Raw genomic sequence first — 21,416 nt, forward strand, 5'->3', positions numbered from 1 at the left:
AACGGGGAAGGGCTCTCAACAGCCGATAGAGCAACAGCTTTCAGTACGGAGGTAAGTCAATGCGATCGCATTTCTGGAACCGTTCGGCCGCCTTGCTGGCCGTTGCCGCGATGGCCGCCTGTGGTGGCGGCGATGGCGGTTCGTCGGAAGCGGCGGATGACGCGGGCGAAGCGGCGCCGGCCGCCGCCGCGGTGGATCCGTCCACGGTGGGGACGATCTCGGGCATGGCCAACTTCGGCGGGATGGTCCCGACGATGGAGGCCATCGACATGTCGGCCGAGGCGGAGTGCGCCGCCGGCTACGGCGCGGACGGGCCCATGGCCCAGAGCGTCCTCGTCTCCGAAGGTGGCCTCGCCAACGTGTTCGTCTACCTGAGCGAGGGCGTCTCCGGCGCGCCGGCCGCGTCCGGCGCCGCCACGCTCGACCAGGTGAACTGCCGCTACACGCCGCACGTGCTGGGCGTGCAGAGCGGCCAGGACATCGAGATCTCGAACAGCGACAACCTGCTCCACAACATCAACGCCACGCCGACCGAGAACCGCGGCTTCAACATCAGCCAGCCGCGGGCGGGGATCACGAGCACGCAGCGCTTCCAGGTGGCGGAAGTGATGGTGCCGGTCCGCTGCGACGTGCACGGCTGGATGCAGGCGTACATCGGCGTCGTCGATCACCCGTACTTCGCGGTCACGGGCGCCGACGGGAGCTACTCGATCGCCAACGTCCCGGCCGGCGACTACACGCTGACGGCGTGGCACGAGGAGTTCGGCACGCAGACGGCGAACGTGACCGTCACGGCGGGCGAGATGGCCGTGGCCACCTTCGACTACAACGCCGAGATGATGGGCGCCGAGGTCCCCATGGGCGACGCGCTCGTCCTCGAGCACGGTACGAACCGCATCCGGGTGGAGCGCACCCAGTAACTCCGGGGGCGGGGCCTGGCGGCTCGAACGGCCGCCCGGTCCCGCTCGCGTTCCCGTCACCCGAAGGGCTCACCTGGAAGGAGATCGCTCGTGGATTGGGCGCTGCCCCCGAACTATTCGACATTCGGCGTCGTGATCGACCAGCTGTTCTGGATCATCCTCGTCATCACCGGCATCGCGTTCCTTTTGGTGGAGGGCGGGATCGTCTGGTTCTGCATCAAGTACCGGGGACGCGAGGGAGCCAGGGCGCACTACACGCACGGATCGAACCGGCTGGAGATCATCTGGACGGTGATCCCCGCAATCATCATTGCGGTCCTCGGCGCGTATTCGGCCCTCGTGTGGGACGACATCAAGGGAAGTTCCAACCGCCCCGCGGACGCGCTCGAATTCCTCGTCGTCGGCAAGCAGTTCGAGTGGAACATCACCTACCCCGGAGTCGACGAGACGCTGGGAACGGCGGACGATTTCACCGTCCGCAACCAGTTTCACTTCCCGGTGAACGAGGACATCACGATCCTGCTCGAGTCCGAGGATGTGATCCACTCCTTCTTCATCCCGGAACTCCGCGTGAAGCAGGACGCGGTGCCCGGCATGACCATCCCGGTGTGGTTCGACGCGACCCAGACCGGGAACTTCGAGATCGCGTGCGCCGAACTGTGTGGCCTCGGCCACTACTACATGATGGCGAGCGTGACCGTGCACAGCGCGGCGGACTTCGACGCCTGGCAGGCCAGCCAGGCGCCGGCCGCCGCCCAGTGATCGAGAAAGGCTGATATGGCGACGATCGTAGCGGAGGCGACCGGGCAGGCGATCCTGCACGAGGAGCACGAGCAGTCCTTCCTGCGCAAGTACATCTTCTCGACCGACCACAAGGTCATCGCGATCCAGTTCCTGATCTACACGCTGTTCTTCCTCATGATCGGCGGGCTGCTCGCGATGCTCATGCGATACCAGATCGCGTGGCCGGCACGGGGCGAGCTGCCGCTGGGCGGGATCTTCCCCGAGAGCATGGTCGCGAGCGGGTACATCCTGCCGGAGTTCTACAACGCGCTCGTCACGATGCACGGCTCGGTGATGGTCTTCCTCGCCATCATGCCGATGCTCGTCGGGGTGTGGGCGAACTACCTCATCCCGCTGCAGCTGGGCACGCACGACATGGCGTTCCCGCGGCTCAACATGCTCTCCTTCTGGGCCATGGTGCCCGCGGGCATCCTCACGCTGGCCAGTTTCTTCGTCGTCGGAGGCGCGGCGGGGGCCGGCTGGACGCTCTACGCGCCGCTCAGCGCCCGCCCCGACCTTACCGGGGTCGGGCTGGGGCAGATCCTGTGGCTGGCGGCGCTCGTCTTCATCGGGCTCTCGTCGATTCTCGGGTCGGTGAACTACATCACGACGACGATCAACATGCGCGCCCCCGGCATGACGTGGATGCGCATGCCGCTGACCATCTGGTCGCTGTTCATCACGGCCATCCTCGCGCTGCTCGCGATGCCCGTCCTGTCCGCGGCCGGGATCATGCTCATCTTCGACCAGACGATCGGCACGAGCTTCTTCCTCCCGGAGGGCGGGGGACAGCCGCTCCTCTGGCAGCACCTGTTCTGGTTCTTCGGCCACCCGGAGGTCTACATCCTCATCCTCCCGGCCATGGGCTTCACGTCCGAGATCCTCTCCGTCGGATCGCGGAAGCCGGTGTTCGGCTACAAGGCGATGGTGCTGGCGCTCGTTTCGATCGCCTTCCTCGGCTTCATCGTGTGGGGCCACCACATGTTCCAGAGCGGGATGAACCCGATGCTGGGGCTCACCTTCACCGTTTCGACGCTCTTCATCGCCGTGCCCTCGGCGATCAAGACCTTCAACTGGATGGGCACGATGTGGCGCGGGAACCTCCAGCTCCACTCGGCCATGCTGTTCGCGATCGGGTTCGTGGCGATGTTCGCGATCGGAGGCCTGTCGGGCGTCTTCATGGCCTCCACGCCGGTCGATATCTACATCCACGACACGTACTTCATCGTGGCGCACATCCACTACGTGCTCTTCGGAGGAAGCCTGTTCGCGCTCTTCGGGGCGATCTACTTCTGGTACCCGAAGATGTTCGGCCGGATGATGAACGAGACGATGGGCAAGATCCATTTCTGGCTCACGTTCGTCTTCTTCAACCTGGTCTTCTTCCCGATGCACGGCGTGGGGATGGTGGGGATGATGCGGCGCATCTACGACTCCACCGGCTACGCGCACCTGCAGGGCATCGAGGACACGAACGCGATCATCACGTGGGCGGCGTTCGGGCTCTTCGCGTCCGGCTTCCTGTTCGCGTTCAACTTCTTCTGGAGTCTGAAGAAGGGGAGGAAGGCCGAGGCGAATCCGTGGAACGCGACGACGCTGGAGTGGCAAACGCCTTCGCCGCCCAAGCACGGCAACTGGGAGGAAATCCCGGTCGTCTACCACGGTCCGCACGAGTACAGCCACCCGGATGTGGAGGACAAGGACTGGCTGGCGCAGAACGAACGGCCGGATGTCGTGAGCCCGGCCGCCGGCAGCCACTAAATCGCACGGAAGGGAACTGACGAGATGGCACACGCCGCGACCGCAGGCCGGGTCCCCGAACGAGGGCTCGATGTCTACACCCAGAAGGTGGGAATGTGGGTGTTTCTGTGCTCGGAGGTGATGTTCTTCGCGGGCCTCATCGGCTCGTACGTCGTGCTCCGGTTCGGGGCCGCCGACACGTGGGCGGAACCCGGGGATGTATTGAACGTCCCGGTGACCGCTTTCAACACCTTCCTCCTCATCTGCAGCTCGGTGACGATGGTGAAGGCGTTCGCGGCCGCGCAGGAGGGCGACCAGCGCGGGATCAAGCTCTATCTGCTGCTGACGACGCTGCTCGGGGCCACCTTCCTCGGCGTGCAGGTCTACGAGTACATCGAACTCGTGCTGCACAAGTCCTGGCAGGGGAGCCACGGGTTCACGCCGGCCGCGGGACTGTACGGGGCCACGTTCTTCACCATGACGGGCTTTCACGGCTTCCACGTCCTGCTCGGCGTGATCTGCCTCGCGTGGGCCACGATCCGCGCCTGGCGCGGGCACTGGGGAGCGGACAACACGCACGGGATCGAGGTGCTCGGCCTCTACTGGCACTTCGTCGACCTCGTGTGGATCATCCTGTTCACGATCGTCTATCTCATCTAGGCGGCGTCCGGAAACTGGGGTCGGGAGATATGGAGCGAACGAATGAGTGAAGCCGGAGGACACGCGGCGAGCGCCGCGGACGACCACGCGCACGAGCATCCGAAGTACATGCTCATCTGGCTGTACCTCGCCATCCTGACGATCCTCGAGGTGCTGGTGGCCTTCCTGGCGATCCCGAAGTGGATGATCGTGGTGTCGCTGCTCATCATGGCCGTCTGGAAGGCGCTGCTCGTCGCGCTCTACTACATGCACCTGAAATTCGAACCCAACCGCCTGCGGCTGGTGGCGCTGGCGCCGCTTCCGGCGGTGGCCATCATGATCATCGCGATCATGATGGAGTACGTGTAGGCGCGACTCCGCCGTGGAGGCCGGTAGTCTTCTGAAGACCCGCGGGATCCCGCTGGGCGGGATATCGAGACGGGTGCACTCGATTCGCGCGACGCTTCCCTCGTACCTGGAGCTCACGAAGCCGCGCATCACGGCGCTCGTCGTCGCGAGCGCGGCCGCGGGTTTCCTGCTCGGCGCGGCGAGCTTCGACCTCGCCCTCTTTGCGCAGGCCATGGCTGGCGTGGCGCTCGTCGCCTCCGGGACGAGCGCGCTGAACCAGGTGCTGGAGCGGGATGTGGACGCGCTCATGGGGCGTACGCGCGCACGACCACTGCCTGCGGGCCGGATCGCGGCGCCCCCGGCCGCGGCCTTCTCCGGCGTCCTGGCCGCGGCGGGCATCGTCTGGCTGTGGATCGCGGTCAACCCGATGACCGCGGGCCTCGCGCTTGCCACCTTCATCTCCTACGACTTCGTCTACACACCGCTCAAGCGCGTGCACTCGCTCTCCACCGTCGTGGGCGCGGTGCCCGGGGCCCTGCCCATCCTCGGAGGCTGGACCGCCGCCACGGGGCAGTTCGGTCCCGGCGGCTGGGCGCTGTTCGCGATCCTCTTCGTCTGGCAGTTGCCGCACTTTCTCGCCCTGGCGTGGCTGCTCCGCGACGACTACGAGGCGGCGGGGCTTCGCATGCTCTCCGTCGGGGATTTCGAGGGCCGGCGGACGCGCCACCAGGCGTTGCTCTACGCGCTCACACTGATTCCGGTGAGCCTGCTCCCGAGCGTCCTCGGCCTCACGGGCGTCGCCTACTTTGCCGTGGCGCTGGGCCTCGGCGGGTTCTTCCTGTGGGCCGCATTCCGCTTCGCCCGTGCCGCGACGCCGGCGAACGCCCGGGGTTTGTTCCGGGCCTCGATCCTGTATCTTCCACTGCTGATGGCGGTGCTCGTCCTCGACAAGCTGTAGCAGCCGTGCCGAAACCCTTCGCCGTCCTCGCGGCGGCCCCGCAGATGCAGCATACGCCGGACGAACAGGCGGGATACGTCCTGATGTTCGTGTTCATGGCGGCGATGCCCTACCTGCTTCTCGTCGTGATCGGAGGCGGGATCTTCCGGGCGCGCCGCCGGCAACGCCAGCGGGAGGTCGAGAGAGCCCTGGAGGAGCAGCGCGAATGGGAGGCGGCCCAGGCCGTCGACCGGGACTCCGCGAGCTGACGCCATGGTGATGCTCAGGCGCAGGATCCGGGCCGGGCTCGTCGGAGGGCTGTTGGGCGGCTTCGTCCTCGCCGTGCTCTTCTACTTCTACGACCTCGGGCAGGGGACCCCGCTTCAGACTCCCGCCTTCCTCTGGGGGGCGATCATCAGCCGTGCCGAAGTCGAGGCGTCGGCCGGAATCATCGTGGGCTTCACCCTCATCCACTTCACCGCGTGGGCCGGGCTCGGAATGCTGGCCGCGGCGCTCGTTCAGTGGGCGGGCCTCCCGCGCAACGTGTTCATCGGCGCGCTGTACGGGCTCTTCGTGTGCTCGCTCGCGTTCTACCTCGGACTCATCCGGGCGCCCTCCGGGATCGTGATGTCCGCCCCGGGATGGCCAGCGGTCTTCTTCGGGAATGCGCTCGCAGGGGTCGTGATGTTCACCCACATGCACTGGGTGAGTTCCGAGCCCGGCATCGTGGGGATGATGAACTTCCTCCAGACGCACCGCGTCACGCGGCACGGGATCTACGCCGGGGTGCTCGGCGCGCTCGTCGTCGCATGCTGGTTCCTCATCATCGACTCCGTGCTCCGGCAGCCGCTCTATACGCCGGCGGCGCTGGCGACGGTGCTCTTCCGCGGCGCCCCGACGCCGGCCGCGGTGGAGATCTCTTTCGCGCCGGTTCTCGGCTACACGCTCGCCCACTTCGCGTTTTTCGTGCTGTTCGGCGTCGCGGTCTCCGGCCTCGCGAGACAGGTGTCCAGATTCCCGCCGCTGGCCCTCGGCATCATCGTGCTGTTCGTCATCTTCGAGGTCTTCTTCATCGCCATGGTCGCGATGCTGGGCGGCTGGATCCTCGAGGAACTCGCCTGGTGGTCGATCCTGGTCGGGAACATCCTCGCGGCGCTCGTCATGGGCGGATACCTGTGGAAGGTCTACCCGGCGTTCGCGGAAAGTCTCACGGCGGAGAGTCTTTGGGCGGACTGAACCGGCCGCCGATCCTCGTCGCCACGCGCAGTGCCCACAAACTCCGCGAGATCCGCGGGCTCCTCGCCGACCTTCCCGTGCGGTTGCTCGGCCCGGAGGACCTCGGCCTTCCCGAGCACGACGAAGAAGACGACCTCGAACCCTTCGACACCTTCGCGCGCAACGCGCTGTCCAAGGCGAAGTACTTTCACCGCCGGTCCGGCCTCCCCGCGCTCGCGGACGATTCCGGACTCTGCGTGGACGCGCTCGGAGGCGGCCCCGGCGTGCGGACCCGGCGCTTCGCTCCGCCCGACCGGGTTGCGCGCTGGGGGCGGGACGAAGCGAACAACCGCTGGCTGCTCGAACGGCTCGAGGGCGTGGGGAAAGACCGTCGCGGGGCGCACTATCGCTGCGCGGTCGCGCTTACCGACGATCTGCGCCACGAAGTCGTGGAGGGGATCGTACGCGGCCGGATCGCGCGCCGACCGGGCGGTTCGGGAGGCTTCGGCTACGACCCGCTCTTCGTGCCGGAAGGCCACGACCGCAGCTACGCGCAGCTGCCCGCGGTGGTGAAGACGGCGACGAGCCACCGTGCGCAGGCGATCCGGCGGGCCAGGGGATGGATCGAAAGGGAAGTCCTGCGGAACCGGGGCGGCGAGTGAAGCCCGAATCGGGGCGGCCGGATTTGAACCGGCGACCCCCTGCTCCCAAAGCAGGTGCGCTACCGGACTGCGCCACGCCCCGAAGTCCCGAAAGATGGACCGCCCGGCAGGTCGAAGCCACCCCGGCGCCGGAGCCGACGTGAAGTTCCGCGGGGTCTTCGCGCGCAGGGCCGGGGCGGGGAAGCTGTTCGCCATGATGGGGCTGGCGGCGCTCGTCCTCTTCGTGATCGGGATCCTGCGTCCCCTGCGCAGCGCCTTCGCCCTTTCGGGGCTCGCCGCGGGCGACTTCTACCAGGTGTACTTCATCAGCGCCGCGGTGGTGGTCGTCGCCCCGTTCTACAACTTCCTCTCGGACCGCATCTCGTGGCGCCGCCTCATCCCTCTGACGGCGGCGTTCTTCGCCCTCAGCATGGTCGCCTTCCGCCTCCTCTACCAGCCGGGGGAGGCGTGGTTCGGGCTTGTCTTCTACGGGTGGTACGACGTGCTGGCGGCCTCGCTCGTCACGCACTTCTACATCGCGACGCAGATCTTCTACAACGCGCGCGACGCGAAACGCGCCTACCCGATCGTCATCGCCTCGGGTTCGGCCGGGGCCACGCTCGGAGCGCTCCTCACGACGGTCTTCACCTCGGGCGGCGGGCCGTCCGAGAACCTGCTTCTGGTGGCGGGCGCCGCGCTCCTCGCGCTGGCGGGCGGCCTCGCTCTCGTCTGGTCGCGCGAGCCGCCGGAGCCGCCATCCGAGTATGCGCACGCGGAAGATCCCGAACTCGAGCGCAGCGACCTGAGGCGCATGGCCGCGCACCCGCAGGTGCGGCTCATCGCGGCCACCGTGCTCCTGACGATCGTCGTCAAGCAGTTCATCGACTACCAGTACAACACGCTCACGCGCGAGGTCTTCACCGACCTGGGCGCGATCGCCGGCTTCCTGGCCTTCGTCGATGTGCTCACGCAGTGGCTCCCGATCGTCGTACTCCTCGCGTTGCGTCCGGTCCTGCGCCGCTGGGGGGCCGGGGTGGCCGTCATCATCTTCCCCGTGGCCGTGATCCTCGCGACCGGGGCGCTCGCCGCCGCCGTGTGGCTGTCCGCCGCCGCGCTCGCCGTCGCCGTCGGGGCCCGGACGACGGAGAAGACGTTCCGCTATTCGGCCGAGCGCACGGGCCGCGAGATCCTCTACGTCCCCGTCCCTGAGGACATCAAGCTCAAAGCGAAGTCGTACATCGACGTGGCGGTGGAGAAGGGGCTGGGGAAGGCGCTTTCCGGCGTCCTCATCATGATCCCCTCGCTCGCCCTCGCCGGCCTCTCGATCATGGGCCGGCTCATCATCCTCGGCGTCGTCGGCGTGGTGCTGGCGGGCGTCCTTCTGTTCGCCTTCCTCAGGGTGCGGAAGTCGTACGTCGCGAGTCTCGCGCAATCCTTCGAGGGACGGTTCGCGAGCCTGCGCGGAACCTTCGTGTCGATGGAGGACGTGGGCGCGCTGGCGCTCGCGCGGGACGCGCTCGGGGACGAGCGGCCGCTGAAGGTCGCGTTCGCCTTCGACGTGCTGCGCGGCGCCACGCCGGAGGATATCGAAGCGCTCTCCCCGGAGCTGTACCGCCTCCTCGAACATGAGAACCCCGGCCTTCGGGCGAGAGCGCTGCGATCGCTGGCGCGCGCCCCCGGCCTCTCGAACGAGGAGGCCGTACGGGCCCGGCTCGAGGATCCGGATTCCGGCGTGCGCCGCGCCGCGGCCCGGCTCCTCGCCCTGAAGGCGGCGCCGCGGGCCCGCGATGTCCTCATCCCGCTCCTCGACTCGGAGTCGACGAACACGCGCTCGGCCGCCCTCGACTGCCTCTTCAGCGACTTCGGTGCCGAGCGGGCCGAGCGCATCGCGACCCCGCGCTTCGAACACCTGGTGCGGGAACATGAGCGGGGCGCGCTGGAAGGAGCCGGGGCCCGCGAACTGGCGATGGCGGGGGGGCTCGTTCCCGGTCATCCCGCGGTGGAGCGCGTCCTCCTCGAACTCATCTCCGATCCGCGCGAACAGGTCGCGGCGGCGGCCGTGCGCAGCGCGTCCCGGCTGCCGCAGCCGGCCCTCGCGCAGGCGGCCATCGCGTCGCTCGCGGTCCCCCGGACCCGGGGCGCGGCTCGCGACGGCCTCGCGGGGCGGGGAGAGGAAATCGTCAAACCCCTGCTTGCGGCGCTTTCCGACCCGGCGGCCGACCCCTGGGTCCGCCGGGGCGTGGCGAGCGTACTCGGCGAGATCGCGACGCCCGCGACGATCGATGCCCTCATCACTTCCTATCTGCTGCCGGAGACCGAGCAGGCGCTCGACGACCAGGCCCTCGTGTCGCTCCACCGGCTGCGCACGCGGCACGATCACCTCACGTTCCCGGCGGAGCGGGTGCTCGAAGCCGTGGAGCGCGAGGTCCGCGCGTCCCGGCGCTACGCCCGCGCCGCGACGGCGCTCGAGGGCGTGCCGGCGTCGATGCCCCGAACGCTCCTCCTCCGGGCGCTGGACGAGGCGAGGAGGGACCGGCGGGCGAGCGTCTTCCGGTGGCTCGGGCTCGTATATCCCGAACAGGCGATGCGGCGCAGCTACCTGGCCCTCGAGAGCGGACAGCCGCGCCGCCGGGCGAACGCGCTGGAATGGATCGAGACCACGGTCGGGCACCGCACGTTCTCCGACCTCAGGCCGGTGCTCGCGGAGGAGGCCCCGGAGGGGCCCGCGCGCGAGGCGGGAGAGGTCCTGCGGGAGTTGTGGGACGATGAGGACGCCTGGATCGCGAGGTGCGCGCTCTGGACGTCCTTCGAAACCGACCGCGGCGCGACGGGAAAGGCCCTCCGCGGTTTCACGTCGGCGGAACCGGCGCTGGCGCGGGTGGCCCGCCGGCTCGCGCGACGGGCGGAGACCCCCGCGCGCGAGCCGGGAAACGAACGAGACGAGGAAGAGATGGAACTGATCGAAAAGGTGTTTCGCCTGCAGAGCGTGGATCTCCTCTCCGGCGTGAAGAGCCGCCAACTCGCGCTCCTCGCCTCGATCGCGAGGGAGGTCGAGGTGCGGCCGGACGCCATCTTCATCCGCAGAGGGGAGCCGACAGACGCCCTCTATCTCGTGATCCACGGCGAAGTTTCGCTCGAGGGAGAGCGGGAGGGATCGATCTCCATCACGGACGGAGGGGCGTTCGGGACGTGGGCATTGATCGACGAACACCCGAGTCTCGTCGAGGCGCGCGCCGTCGAGCCCACCCGAGTGCTGCGCATCACGCGGGAGGACTTTCGGGACCTCCTCATCGACCACCCGGAACTCGGCCTCGACCTGCTCCGCGGGCTGGCGAGTCGCGTTCGCGGCCTGGCGATGACATGATCCGACATGGATGAGATCAAGCCGGACGGCGGCACCGTGATGGTCGTCGACGACGAGGACATGGTCGTGGACGCCATTCAGGGGTTCCTGGAGCTGGAGACGGACCACCTCGTGCTCCCCTTCACGTCCGCGCGCGACGCGCTCGCCCACCTGGAGAAGGAGCCGGTCCACGCGATCGTGGCCGACTTCATGATGCCGGACCTCGACGGGGTGCAGTTCCTGACGCGAGCCCGCGGGATGAGACCGGAGGCGACCCGGATCCTGCTCACGGGCTACGCCGACAAGGAGAACGCCATCCTCGCGATCAACGAGGCCGGGCTCTACCAGTACCTCGAGAAGCCGTGGAACAACGACGCGCTTGCCCTGGCGATCCGCAACGGGGTCGAGCGGAGCCTCCTCTTCCGCGCGCTGACCGAACGCATGGCCGAACTCGAGGCGGCCAACGACGAACTCGCCGGACTCCGGCAGCGCTGGATACAGGCGTTCCTGTGAGCGAGCCGGGGCTCGGGCCGACGGCCCGGGAGATCACGCAGGCCCGACTCGCGACGCTCGGCATGCTGGTCGCGGGGATCGCGCACGAACTCAACACCCCGCTGGGCGCGCTGAACAGCAACCACCACGTCATCGAGCGCGCGCTCCTCAAACTCGGGGAGATCCTTGAGGACGAGGTCGTCACGCCGGACGAACTCGACGAGGTCCGGCGGGTCGTGCGGGCCACGGAATCGGTGCTGCGAACGAACGGCATCGCGGTGGAACGCATGGTGAGCCTCGTACGGAACCTGCGGAACTTCGGCCGGCCCACGACCTCCGAGCCTCGGCCCGTGGACCTTCACGAGGGCATCGAGGGCACGCTGGCGCTTCTTGGACACGAGCTGAGGGAGATCGAGGTCGTCCGCGACTTCGGGGATCTCCCGCTCGTCGTGTGCCATCCGAACCGGATCAACCAGGTGTTCATGAACCTCGTGCACAACGCGGCCCAGGCCATGCGCGACGGCGGCGTCCTCACGATCCGGACGCGCGCGGAAGGGGACCGCGTGCGCGTCCGGATCGCCGATACGGGCCGGGGCATCCCGCCGGACGTCATCGAGGAGATCTTCGAGCCCGGCTTCACGACCAAGGGCGAGCGGATCGGGATGGGGCTCGGGCTCACGATCACGCTCCAGATCGTACACCAGCACGGAGGAGACATCTCGGTCGACAGCGAACCGGGACGCGGGACGACGTTCGACGTGTACTTCCCGCTCCGGCAGCCCACGGGTCCCGCACGGAAGGAGGCTTCGGAATGATGCGACGCGCCGATCCGTTCCGCGCCCTGGTCCTCGTCGCGGCGGTGGTCGCCCTTGCGGCGCCGGCCCCGGCGGCGGCCCAGGACGCCAATTTCCTTCTCCCCATCGCCGAGATCGAACGGGTCCTCCGCGAGGGTGAAATGCAGGTCCTCGACGTACACCCGTCCCGAGGTCTTCCCGGCGAACGCACGTACCGGGTGACGCTGCAGTCCGGGGATCACGTGCTCCAGGTCAAGTACGCCCCGGCCCGCGAGGGCGCGGACGAGTTCAACAACCGGCCCCGCTACGAGCTGGCGGCTTACGACATCCAGGCCCTCTTCCTCGGCGAGCGGGAAATGGTCGTCCCTCCGACCACGATTCGTGCGTTCCCCATCGATGTCGTCCGGGCGACGGTCGCCCGGACGGGCGACGCGGCCACCCCTCCGGAACCGACGTTCGACGAGTGGCCGATGACGCTCGTCGCGCTCCAGTACTGGATGTTCAACGTCGACCTTCCCGACGAGTTGCCCGACGAAGACCGAATCGAGGAGGACGAGGTCTACGAGCGTCTGCTCGGGAACTTCAACCTGCTCACCTACATCATCCGCCACAGCGACTCGAACGAGGGGAACTTCGTGCAGTCGATGGATCCCGCGTGGCCGCGGGTGTTCAGCGTCGACAACGGCGTGGCGTTTGCCAGCGAGGAGAGCAACCGCGGCACGCAATGGCGCGATCTCCTCCTCGATCGCTACCCCGCATCCGCCATCGACCGGCTGCGCGCCCTCTCGCTCGAGGAGCTGCAGGCGCGACTCGGGGTCCTGGTGCAGCTCGAGCTGCGGGACGGGAACTTCGTGGAGGTGGAGCCGACGGAGAATCTCGACCCCGGCCGCGGCGTTCGGCGCGCTGCGGAGCGGATCCAGCTCGGCCTGACGGAGCGGGAGATAGGGGCCATTCACCGGCGCATCGTCCGTTTGCTGGAGCGGGTCGATGACGGCCGCTACGAGTTGATCCCCTGAGGTTTCGGCGTCGTATGTCCGGTCTGCTGTGCTGTGCCGCCGCCGCCACGGGGGCGGGGTGGATCGGTGCCTCCGCGCCCGTGGCCGGTAACGCGACGCCCCCGGCCGCGTCTCCCGCGCGAGCGGGGCAGCCCGGTTGGTACATCACGGGGGAGTACGGCCTCTACGTCGCGTTCGCGGACGTCGGCCTCGACGTGCGCTGGCTGACGGAGGAGGAGCGGCCCGGCCTGGTGCGGGCGATCGTCGAGGGGCGGGTGGTCGATGAGCAGGCGACGGAGCCGGGATACGCGCACGCGGCTCGCCTGCGGGTACGGGCGCCCGAAGTCACGCTCGAGTACGGAGCGGAACCCCGGGACGGTGCCGACGGGGCCGCGCCTCTTCACCGCACCCGGATCTGGGCGGAGCCCCCGACCCCGGAAGTCGACCTCGCCGGTCACGACTCCGTGTTCGTGTTCGGAGATGTGCACGGCGAGTTCGACCGCGTCATCTCGCTGCTCGGCCTGGCCGGGCTGATCGATGAGGAGTTGCGCTGGACCGGCGGCGACGCCGCGGTGGCCTTTCTCGGAGACCTGTTCGACCGGGGGAACGACGTGACCCGCCTCCTCTGGTTCGTCTACGGCCTGGAACGGGAGGCCATGGCGGCGGGCGGCCGCATCGTCACGCTCCTCGGAAACCATGAAGCGATGGTCCTGACCGGCGACCTCCGCTACGTGGCGCCGAAGGAGCAGACGATCGGCGAACTGCACGGCATGTCCTACGAGACGCTGTTCGATCCGGAGACGTCCGTCCTCGGAAGCTGGATCGCGGCCAAACCGGGGCTCGTCCGATTGGAGGACCTGCTGTTCGCGCACGGGGGCGTGAGTCCGGCATACGTCGACTCCTCGCTCGAGGAGTACCAGGACACGCTGGAGACCTTCATCGCGGAACCGCTGTTCACGAGATGGCGGGACGAAGCGTTCCTCCGCGAGTATGCGCGTGAAACCCGGCTTGACACCGCCCAGATCTACCGCCGGTACGACTTCTTCTTCGGGCCGGAGAGCGTGCTCTGGTATCGCGACCTCGTGCTCACCGACACGCTCGGGGGCCACCTCGATGCCGTGCTGGAGCGCTTCGGGGCCCGCATTCACGTCGTCGGACACACGCCCGTGCGCACGATCCGGGAGAGTTACGGGGGCAAACTCATTGCCGCGGACCTGCTCGACGCCGCGGCGGAGATGCTCCGCCTCGTCCGCCGGCGGGACGGCGGCTGGAACCGTACGGTCATCAGCCTGGACGGGGGCACCGTTACGCTCGACTCCGCGGCGAATCCCGACGCCTGACGTCGCGCTGCCGTCCGAAGGGGGCGGGGCTGTTGCCGCTACGCCTCGCGGAGAACTCCGTGCCGGAACTCGCCGCCGATCGCCGCTGCGACGCACGCGTTGGGCCGCAGGTGGTAGAGCCAGTGTTCCACGTCCGGGGCATCGATGACCGCGAAGTCCGCCGCGGCTCCCGGCTCCAGCGATCCCGTTTCGCCTTCGCGGCCGAGGGCCCGGGCCGCGTAGCGCGTCGCGCCCTTGAGCACTTCGGCGGGCGTCATGCGCTGCCGCGTGCACGCCAGCGTCATGGCGAAGGGAAGGTGCCAGGACGGAGCCGTGCCCGGGTTGAAGTCGCTGGCCACCGCCACCGCGACGCCGCCGTCGATGAGCGCCCGGGCCGGGGGCGGCGCCTGGTTCAGGTAGAGGTTTGCGAGAGGCAGCGTGACCCCGACGACGCCGGCCGCCGCGAGCGCCTCGATCCCGGCTTCCGACACGTACTCCAGGTGGTCCGCCGACACGGCCCGGAGCGACGCCGCGAGTTCGGCCCCGCCACCCCCGGAGAGCTGATCCACGTGGAGTTTCGGCCGTAACCCCAGTTCGCGTCCCCGCTGACAGATCCGCCGCGCCTCGTCGGCCGAGAAGGCCGAATCCTCCACGAACACATCGCAGAACTCGGCCAGCCCCTCCTCCGCCACGGCGGGCAGGATCCGCTCCGTGACGAGCTTCACGTAGCCCGGGCGGTCCGAGGACCATTCCGGTGGGACGACGTGCGCCGCGAGGCACGTCGCGACGATCCGCACCGGCCCCATCTCGTCGAGTCGCCGGTAGACCCGCAGGAGTCGGAGTTCCGTCTCGAGATCGAGTCCGTAACCGCTCTTCGCCTCGACCGTCGTGATGCCGAGGGACACCATGGCGGAAAGGAACTCGTGCGCCCGGGCGAGAAGCGCCTCCTCGTCGAGCGCGCGCGTGGCCCGCACGGTGGATGCGATCCCGCCGCCGGCCGCGGCGATCTCCAGGTAGTCGCGGCCCCGGAGCCGGTCGGAGAACTCGCCCGCCCGCCAGCCGCCGAAGGCGAGATGCGTGTGCGCGTCCACGAGTCCGGGAATGACGAGCCCTCCGCCAGCGTCCCTGGCGGGCTCCGCTTCGTACTCCGCCGGCAGCGCCTCGGCCGGCCCGGCCCAGTGTACGGTCCCATCGCGCCACACGAGCGCGGCGTCCCGGATGAGCCCGATGTCCTCCTGGCCCGCAGGGCTTCGCGCAGGTGGCGAGGCAGCCGATGTTCGCGAGGCGCGGCATGGCGGAGCGCGGCTACTCGAGCATCGGAAGGTCGACCCCGCGCTCGCGGGCGGTGCGGATCGCCTCCGGATACCCCGCATCGGCGTGTCGCATGACCCCCGTCCCCGGGTCCGCCGTGAGCACGCGCTCCAGCCGCCGGCTTCCGGATTCGGTCCCGTCGGCGACGCACACCATGCCCGCGTGCGTGGAATACCCGATGCCCACGCCACCCCCGTTGTGGATCGAGACCCAGCTTGCGCCGCAGGCGGTATTGAGCATGGCGTTGAGCAGCGGCCAGTCGGCGATCGCGTCGGAGCCGTCCCGCATGCCCTCGGTCTCCCGGTTCGGCGAAGCCACGGAACCGGTGTCGAGGTGGTCGCGCCCGATCACGATGGGCGCCCGCACCCGTCCCGTCTTCACCAGCCAGTTGAAGCGCTCGCCCATCTCCGCCCGTTCGCCGTATTCGAGCCAGCAGATGCGGGAGGGGAGGCCCTGGAAGCGCACCCGTTCGCGCGCCTGGCGGATCCAGCGCCCCAGCGTCTCCTTCTCGGGGAACGTCTCGAGGACGGCGGCGTCCGTCGCCGCGATGTCCCCGGGGTCGCCGGAGAGGGCCGCCCAGCGGAAGGGGCCCGCGCCCCGGCAGAAGAGGGGTCGAATGAAGGCCGGCACGAAGCCGGGAATGTCGAAGGCCTCCGCCATCCCGCGCAGGTCCGCGACCTGGCCGCGCAGGTTGTTCCCGTAGTCGAACGCGACCGCTCCCCTCGCCCTGAGCGCGAGCATGGCCGACACGTGCGCCACCATCGAGTCGAGGACACGCTCGACGTAGCCTTCCGGGTCCGAAGCGCTCATGGCCTCGGCCGCTTCCACGGACAGCCCCGCGGGGATGTAGCCGAGGCGGAGATCGTGCGCCGAGGTCTGGTCCGTGAGCACGTCGGGAACGACGCCGCGCGCCGCGAGCGCCGGCAGGACCTCGGCGATGTTCCCGAGCAGGGCCACGGACAGCGCCTCCCGCCGGTCCATGGCGGCGGTGAGCCACTCCAGCGCCTCGTCGAGGTCCGTCGCCATGCGGTCGCAGTAGCCCGTGTCGAGCCGGCGGCGGATGCGGTCCTCCCGGACCTCGACGCCGAGGAAGGCCCCGCCGTTCATCGTCGCGGCGAGCGGCTGGGCGCCCCCCATCCCGCCCAGCCCGGCGGTCACCACGAGCCGTCCCGCGAGGGAGCCCCCGAAGTGCTGCCGCGCGAGTTCCGCGAACGTCTCGTACGTCCCCTGGAGGATCCCCTGCGTGCCGATGTAGATCCACGAACCCGCCGTCATCTGACCGTACATCGTGAGCCCCAGCGCATCGAGACGCCGGAACTCGTCGATATCCCCCCAGCGGGGCACGAGGTGGGCGTTCGCGATGAGGACGCGCGGCGCCTCGTCGTGGGTGCGGAATACACCGACCGGCTTTCCGCTCTGGACGAGGAGGGTCTCGTCGTTCTCGAGTCGCCGGAGCGTCTCCACGATCTTCGCGTATGCGGTCCAGTCGCGCGCCGCCTTGCCCGCGCCTCCGTACACGATGAGGTCGGCGGGACGCTCCGCCACGTCCGGGTCGAGGTTGTTCATGAGCATCCGGAGGGCCGCCTCCTGGTGCCATCCCCTGCAGGAGAGCGTCGTTCCCCTCGGCGCCCGGATCGGTCCGGCCGGTTTCATGCCTCTCCTCCCTCTTCGCCGTCTCCGGTCCCCGGCAGATCCAATATCTGCTCCGGCGCGAGGTCCGCGTCCAGCCGCGCGGGATCGAGGCCGCGGATGGCCCCGGCGGGCACCGGACCGATGAACTCGCACCCCGCGAGGGCCACGCCTTCCGCCCGCGCGCGCTCGGCGACGCGCTCGTACACCGGCTCGATCCCTGTCGCCGCGTATCGAGTCAGGTTCATGGACACCTGCGTCATCCCCCGTCGCCGGAGCGGGATTCCGAGCGCCCGCACGTGCCGGAGCCCGCCGCCCGATTCCCGGATCGCCGCCGCGATGCGCCGAGCCGGCCCCGGATCCGCCGTTTCGAGATTCACGTTGAAACGCACGAGCGGCTCTCGCACGCCGACGGCGACGGCGCCCAGCGACGGGTGAGGCGCCGGAGGGCCGAGATCCGGCCTCCATTCGGGGCTCGACAGTTTCGCGGCCAGACCTTCGAATTGCCCGGACCGGATGCGGGGCAGGGAAGTCCGCTCCGGCATCGTCGCGGCCCGTTCGTAGAAGAAGACCGGGACGCCGCGCCGCGCCGCCCACTCGCCGAAGGACCGGGACGCGTCGAGCGCATCGACCTCGGGACAGCCCGGGCCGCGCACGAAGGGAACGACGTCCAGCGCGCCGATGCGGGGATGCCGGCCCCGGTGCCGGCGGAGATCCACCTCCGCGTACACGGCCGCCGCGAGGGCGGTCGTCGCGTGAACGACCGCCGCCGGGGTTCCCCGGTAGGCGAGCACCATGCGGTGGTGGTCCGGATCGGCCGACCTGTGGAGGAGTTCGACGCCGTGGATTCCCTCGACCGCGGCCGCGAAGCGAGCCATCCTGCGCGGGTTGCGGCCCTCGCTCACGTTGGGCTCGCAGAGGAGCCAGGCGGAGCTCAGAGCGGCGCGGGGGCCCAGAGATCGCCCAGGGCGTCGGCGGCCGCCCGTTCCAGCGTCCCATCGTCGATGGCCGCCTCCAGGCACGCGACATCCGCCGCCAGGGAGCGGTCCTCGATGACGGGAGGGACGCACTTGCGGACCGCCTCGTAGACGGCCCGCGTGCCGGCCCCCAGCCGGTCCGGGCCCCGGCGTCGGAGGTAGACCGCCTGCGCGGCGCCGAGGAGTTCGATCGCGACCACCGTACGCGTGTTGGCCAGGATCTCATGCGCGTGCCGGGCCGCGTTGGCCCCCATGCTCACGTGGTCCTCCTGGTTCGCGCTCGTCGGGATCGAATCGACGGAGTCGGGATGCGCGAGCGTCTTGTTGTCGGATACGAGCGCCGCCCCCGTGTACTGGAGCGACATCAGGCCCCCGTGCAGCCCCGGAGACTCCACGAGCATGGCGGGAAGCCCCGCGGAGAGCTCCGGCGTCAGCATGCGGAACATCCGGCGGTCCGACAGGCTCGCGACATCGGCAAGCGCGATCCCCAGCGTGTCGAGCCACAGCGCCGGCCCGGCGCCGTGAAAATTCCCGCCCGAGACGACCTCGCCCGCACCCTGCCCGGCGGCGGGAAAGACCAGCGGGTTGTCCGACACCGCGTTGAGCGACGCTTCCACCCGTCCCCACAGGAATCCGACCATGTCGTGAACCGGACCGACGACCTGGGGCGTGCAGCGCAGGCTGTAGGCGTCCTGTACGCGGTCGGCGTCCGCATCGACGAGCCCGCTCCCGGAGAGGAGCGCCCGGAGCCTCGCCGCGGTTCCGATCTGGCCCGGCTGGTTGTTCGCCTCGTGCAGCGCCGGGTTCAGCGCGGCCGAACGGGCCAGCAGCGCCTCCAGACTCAGCGCCGCCGCCAACTCCGCGTGCAGCAGCAAACGTCGCGCGTCGTGGATCTGCAGCGCCGCGCCCGCGACCATCATCGTCGTCCCGTTCGTCAGCGCCAGCCCCTCCTTGGCCTCCAGTCCGGGGCGGGGGATCCCCGCCGCCGCCATCGCGCTCGCCCCGTCCGTGCGGCGGCCCTCGAACCAGGCCTCACCGCTGAACGCCACGGGATCCCCGCCCCCGCCGGCGCCCGGCTCCGGGCCGGGCGCGCGGGTCGCGACCGCGGCCATGTGGGCGAGGGGGGCGAGATCGCCGCTCGCCCCGAGCGACCCCTTGCCCGGCACCACGGGCGTGACGCCCCGGTTCAACATTCGGACCAGTGTGTCGATGATCACCGGGCGCACGCCCGAAGCGCCGAGCGCGAGCGAGTTCGCCCGCACGAGCAGCATCGCCCGCACCCAGTCCTCCGGCAGCGGGGGCCCCGTCCCCGTCGCGCATTTGAGGATCACGTTCCACGACAGACGGGAAGCATCCGGCGCCGCGATGCGGGTTCCGGCGAGCGACCCGTAGCCGGTGGTGATCCCGTAGATCCGGGCCCCCGGCCGAGCCAGCGCCACCTCCACCGTGTGCCGGCTCGCCTCCACCCGCTCTCGCGTGTCCCCGTCGAGTTCCCGGACCTGCGAGCCCCCGCGCGCCACGGCGACGATGTCGGGAATCGTGAGCTCCCGGGAGAGCTTGACGGCTGCCGCGCTCATCGCGCCGCCACGGACGCGAGCAGCCCCTCGAACTCCCCTGCGGACATCCGTTTGCCGACCGTGAACGGACCGAACTCCGCGTACTCCGCGCTCGCCGCGTCGTAGCGCATCTCGCTGATGATGGCCTTGAACTCGAGCGGATCCCCCGCCCACAGCGTCACGGCCCATTCCCAGTCGTCCAGACCCATCGATCCGCTGATCACCTGAACGATCCGGCCCGCGAAACGCCGCCCCAACCTCCCGTGCGCCGCCATCAGCCCCGCCCGCTCCTCCAGGGAAAGGGCGTACCAGTTCTGGCCCGGATTGCGCCGCTTGTCCATCGGGTAGGTGCACACGTACGGCATGTGCTCCGGCTGCCTCGGTTCGAGCCGGCGCCGCACGTACCCCTTCCGCCGCTCCTCCGCGAGGGCGTCCGCCAGCGCGGCGTCCCACGCCTCGCGGTCCTCCGGGTCGATGCGCCCGGAGAGTTCCCGGGTCAGCGAGTAGAGGCCCAGCTCCACCACCGACAGGTACTCCTCGCGGACGAGGACGTGATCGGCCCAGGCGGAGAGCTTCAATTCGCGCGCCGCTTCAATGAGGCGGTCGAACGTGTTCCGGAAATGGAGGATGAGAAAATCGATCCCGCTCCCGGCCACCCGGTAGACGCCGGACCAGCCCGGCTCCGCTCCGGCGGACCACTTCTCGGCCAGCCCGGCGAAGCTCTTCAGCGCCTCCCGGGCTTCCGCCGGATCCCTGGCCCTGAGACCGCTCCAGTCGAGTTCGATCGATTGATGAAGGACATACCACCCATCGAGGGAGGCGGGCGGGAGTTCGGAGGCATGCGGAAGGGAACGGCTCGTCACTTGAAGGGGCCGGCCAATCCCGGGAAACGGTACACGATGACGCCGCTGTCCGCCGCGTTGTCCACGTCCACATGCCCTTTCACGACCATTTCCCGCAGGGCTTCCTCCACCTCCTCGAAGCTCAGACCCGTGGCCAGGACGCCCTGCGTCACCGTCAGCAGGCCGCCGTTCGCCTGCGCGGCCTTCAGCAGGATCTGCTGCCGGGTGTCCGCCTTGGCGAGCTGCCGCGACGGGGCGGCCGGCTCGGCGGCCCGGGCGAGGCGCGGGTGCGGCAGATACCCGTCGCGGATGTTCGCCGTCCGCACGAGCCGTTTCATGCGGAAGAGGTCGAAGAACTGGCCGATGCCGAAGAGACCGAATGTGAGCAGCCAAATGATGCCCGTGGCATACATGCCGAGGTAGAAGCGGTGGATCCCGGCCGCTCCGACGAACAGGCAACACCAGAGGGCGAAGCCGACCCCGTTCGAGTACCGGTCGCCGGTGTCGGATGTCTGTTCCGCCGGCGGTTGGGGGGGAGCCGCGACGAGCGGCACCACGGCGTACGGAGGCGCCGGACCCTCGGGGCCGCCGCGGCCGGGTTCGTTGGGCTGTTCGGTCATCGCTCGCTCGTACGCGCCGGTCGCTCCGGAGGTTTCCCGGCAGCCCGTCGCAAGGCTGCCGGGCACAGAGAGGCACGTTACAACGGAGACCGCACCGCCGCACCCTAGCAGCCCGTGGCAAAAGCCCCGCTGTGTTCGAGCGGCGCTGCACCTCGCCTGAAGCGCGCCGCCGATTGCGGGCGACTCGCAAGGGGGGCGCCTTTCCTCTAGATTGTCGCGCTCGCAGCCCCGCGACGGGGCGCGAACGACGCGGTGGGCGTAGCTCAGGTGGTCAGAGCGCCAGGTTGTGGCCCTGGAGGTCGCGGGTTCGAATCC

20 protein-coding genes and 2 tRNA genes (1 of these 22 cut by a window edge) are annotated in these 21,416 nt (G+C 69.5%); 15 read left to right on the plus strand and 7 right to left on the minus strand.

All coding sequences use genetic code 11. The features are described 5' to 3' along the window. Nucleotides 1-59: 59 nt before the first annotated feature. From ACOGI9_RS05380 to ACOGI9_RS05420, 9 genes are all read left to right on the plus strand, one after another. A complete protein-coding gene (locus tag ACOGI9_RS05380; protein ID WP_419858855.1) occupies nt 60-920 on the plus strand; it encodes a carboxypeptidase regulatory-like domain-containing protein in 861 nt (286 codons plus the stop codon). Nucleotides 921-1,010: 90 nt separating this feature from the next. Then, a complete protein-coding gene (coxB, locus tag ACOGI9_RS05385) occupies nt 1,011-1,682 on the plus strand; it encodes a cytochrome c oxidase subunit II (RefSeq protein WP_419858856.1) in 672 nt (223 codons plus the stop codon). A 15-nt stretch (nt 1,683-1,697) separates the two neighbouring features. Next, nucleotides 1,698-3,464, plus strand: coding sequence for a cytochrome c oxidase subunit I (locus tag ACOGI9_RS05390; RefSeq protein WP_419858857.1), 1,767 nt, complete (start codon nt 1,698-1,700; stop codon nt 3,462-3,464). Between the two features lie 24 nt (nt 3,465-3,488). After that, nucleotides 3,489-4,103: a cytochrome c oxidase subunit 3 gene (locus ACOGI9_RS05395; protein WP_419858858.1), complete on the plus strand. Its 615-nt coding sequence runs from the start codon at nt 3,489-3,491 to the stop codon at nt 4,101-4,103. A gap of 42 nt (nt 4,104-4,145) precedes the next feature. Beyond that, on the plus strand, nt 4,146-4,451 hold the full coding sequence (locus ACOGI9_RS05400; protein WP_310780641.1) for a cytochrome C oxidase subunit IV family protein: 306 nt from the start codon (nt 4,146-4,148) through the stop codon (nt 4,449-4,451). A gap of 73 nt (nt 4,452-4,524) precedes the next feature. Next, nucleotides 4,525-5,388, plus strand: a complete 864-nt coding sequence (gene cyoE, locus ACOGI9_RS05405) for a heme o synthase (protein WP_419858859.1) — start codon at nt 4,525-4,527, stop codon at nt 5,386-5,388. 5 nt (nt 5,389-5,393) lie between these two features. Then, nucleotides 5,394-5,636, plus strand: a complete 243-nt coding sequence (locus tag ACOGI9_RS05410; protein WP_419858860.1) for a hypothetical protein — start codon at nt 5,394-5,396, stop codon at nt 5,634-5,636. Between the two features lie 4 nt (nt 5,637-5,640). Then, nucleotides 5,641-6,603 carry a hypothetical protein gene (locus ACOGI9_RS05415; protein WP_419858861.1) on the plus strand — a complete coding sequence of 321 codons (963 nt, stop codon included), beginning with the start codon at nt 5,641-5,643 and terminating at the stop codon, nt 6,601-6,603. After that, complete coding sequence (locus ACOGI9_RS05420) at nt 6,591-7,244, plus strand: non-canonical purine NTP pyrophosphatase (RefSeq protein WP_419858862.1); 654 nt, start codon at nt 6,591-6,593, stop codon at nt 7,242-7,244. Before ACOGI9_RS05415 ends, ACOGI9_RS05420 begins: the two co-directional genes overlap by 13 nt. 8 nt (nt 7,245-7,252) lie before the next feature. Here ACOGI9_RS05420 and ACOGI9_RS05425 read toward each other — a convergent pair. Further along, nucleotides 7,253-7,326, minus strand: a tRNA-Pro gene (locus ACOGI9_RS05425). A gap of 57 nt (nt 7,327-7,383) precedes the next feature. Here ACOGI9_RS05425 and ACOGI9_RS05430 point away from each other — a divergent pair. From ACOGI9_RS05430 to ACOGI9_RS05450, 5 genes are read left to right on the plus strand one after another with little or no spacing between them, the layout of a single operon-like run. Then, entirely contained in the window at nt 7,384-10,587 is a 3,204-nt protein-coding gene (locus ACOGI9_RS05430) for a HEAT repeat domain-containing protein (RefSeq protein ID WP_419858863.1), read from the plus strand. A gap of 6 nt (nt 10,588-10,593) precedes the next feature. Then, entirely contained in the window at nt 10,594-11,079 is a 486-nt protein-coding gene (locus ACOGI9_RS05435; protein ID WP_419858864.1) for a response regulator, read from the plus strand. After that, nucleotides 11,076-11,873 carry a sensor histidine kinase gene (locus tag ACOGI9_RS05440; RefSeq protein ID WP_419858865.1) on the plus strand — a complete coding sequence of 266 codons (798 nt, stop codon included), beginning with the start codon at nt 11,076-11,078 and terminating at the stop codon, nt 11,871-11,873. Before ACOGI9_RS05435 ends, ACOGI9_RS05440 begins: the two co-directional genes overlap by 4 nt. Further along, nucleotides 11,870-12,868: a hypothetical protein gene (locus ACOGI9_RS05445; RefSeq protein WP_419858866.1), complete on the plus strand. Its 999-nt coding sequence runs from the start codon at nt 11,870-11,872 to the stop codon at nt 12,866-12,868. The genes ACOGI9_RS05440 and ACOGI9_RS05445 overlap by 4 nt, the downstream gene beginning before the upstream one ends. Nucleotides 12,869-12,882: 14 nt before the next feature. After that, nucleotides 12,883-14,187, plus strand: a complete 1,305-nt coding sequence (locus tag ACOGI9_RS05450) for a metallophosphoesterase (RefSeq protein WP_419858867.1) — start codon at nt 12,883-12,885, stop codon at nt 14,185-14,187. Nucleotides 14,188-14,225: 38 nt separating this feature from the next. On the opposite strand, the gene hutI is transcribed toward ACOGI9_RS05450, so the two are convergent. The 6 genes from hutI to ACOGI9_RS05480 all read right to left on the minus strand — a co-directional run bounded on the left by hutI (nt 14,226) and on the right by ACOGI9_RS05480 (nt 21,101). Continuing rightward, nucleotides 14,226-15,368 (minus strand): imidazolonepropionase, encoded by a 1,143-nt coding sequence (gene hutI, locus ACOGI9_RS05455; RefSeq protein WP_419858868.1) that lies wholly within the window; start codon nt 15,366-15,368, stop codon nt 14,226-14,228. Nucleotides 15,369-15,471: 103 nt separating this feature from the next. Further along, nucleotides 15,472-17,130: a urocanate hydratase gene (gene hutU, locus ACOGI9_RS05460; protein WP_419858869.1), complete on the minus strand. Its 1,659-nt coding sequence runs from the start codon at nt 17,128-17,130 to the stop codon at nt 15,472-15,474. After that, nucleotides 17,127-18,128, minus strand: a complete 1,002-nt coding sequence (gene ftcD, locus ACOGI9_RS05465; protein ID WP_419858870.1) for a glutamate formimidoyltransferase — start codon at nt 18,126-18,128, stop codon at nt 17,127-17,129. Before ftcD ends, hutU begins: the two co-directional genes overlap by 4 nt. Beyond that, entirely contained in the window at nt 18,041-19,660 is a 1,620-nt protein-coding gene (locus ACOGI9_RS05470; RefSeq protein WP_419858871.1) for an HAL/PAL/TAL family ammonia-lyase, read from the minus strand. Before ACOGI9_RS05470 ends, ftcD begins: the two co-directional genes overlap by 88 nt. After that, nucleotides 19,657-20,502 carry a chlorite dismutase family protein gene (locus ACOGI9_RS05475; RefSeq protein WP_419858872.1) on the minus strand — a complete coding sequence of 282 codons (846 nt, stop codon included), beginning with the start codon at nt 20,500-20,502 and terminating at the stop codon, nt 19,657-19,659. Before ACOGI9_RS05475 ends, ACOGI9_RS05470 begins: the two co-directional genes overlap by 4 nt. Continuing rightward, nucleotides 20,499-21,101: an NINE protein gene (locus ACOGI9_RS05480; RefSeq protein WP_419858873.1), complete on the minus strand. Its 603-nt coding sequence runs from the start codon at nt 21,099-21,101 to the stop codon at nt 20,499-20,501. The genes ACOGI9_RS05475 and ACOGI9_RS05480 overlap by 4 nt, the downstream gene beginning before the upstream one ends. Before the next feature lie 252 nt (nt 21,102-21,353). Between ACOGI9_RS05480 and ACOGI9_RS05485 the strand changes: the two genes are divergently transcribed. Continuing rightward, nucleotides 21,354-21,416, plus strand: a tRNA-His gene (locus ACOGI9_RS05485); it runs 11 nt beyond the window's last position.

The organism is Candidatus Palauibacter irciniicola, assembly GCF_965208695.1.
GTDB classification, from domain to species: Bacteria; Gemmatimonadota; Gemmatimonadetes; order Palauibacterales; family Palauibacteraceae; genus Palauibacter; species Palauibacter irciniicola.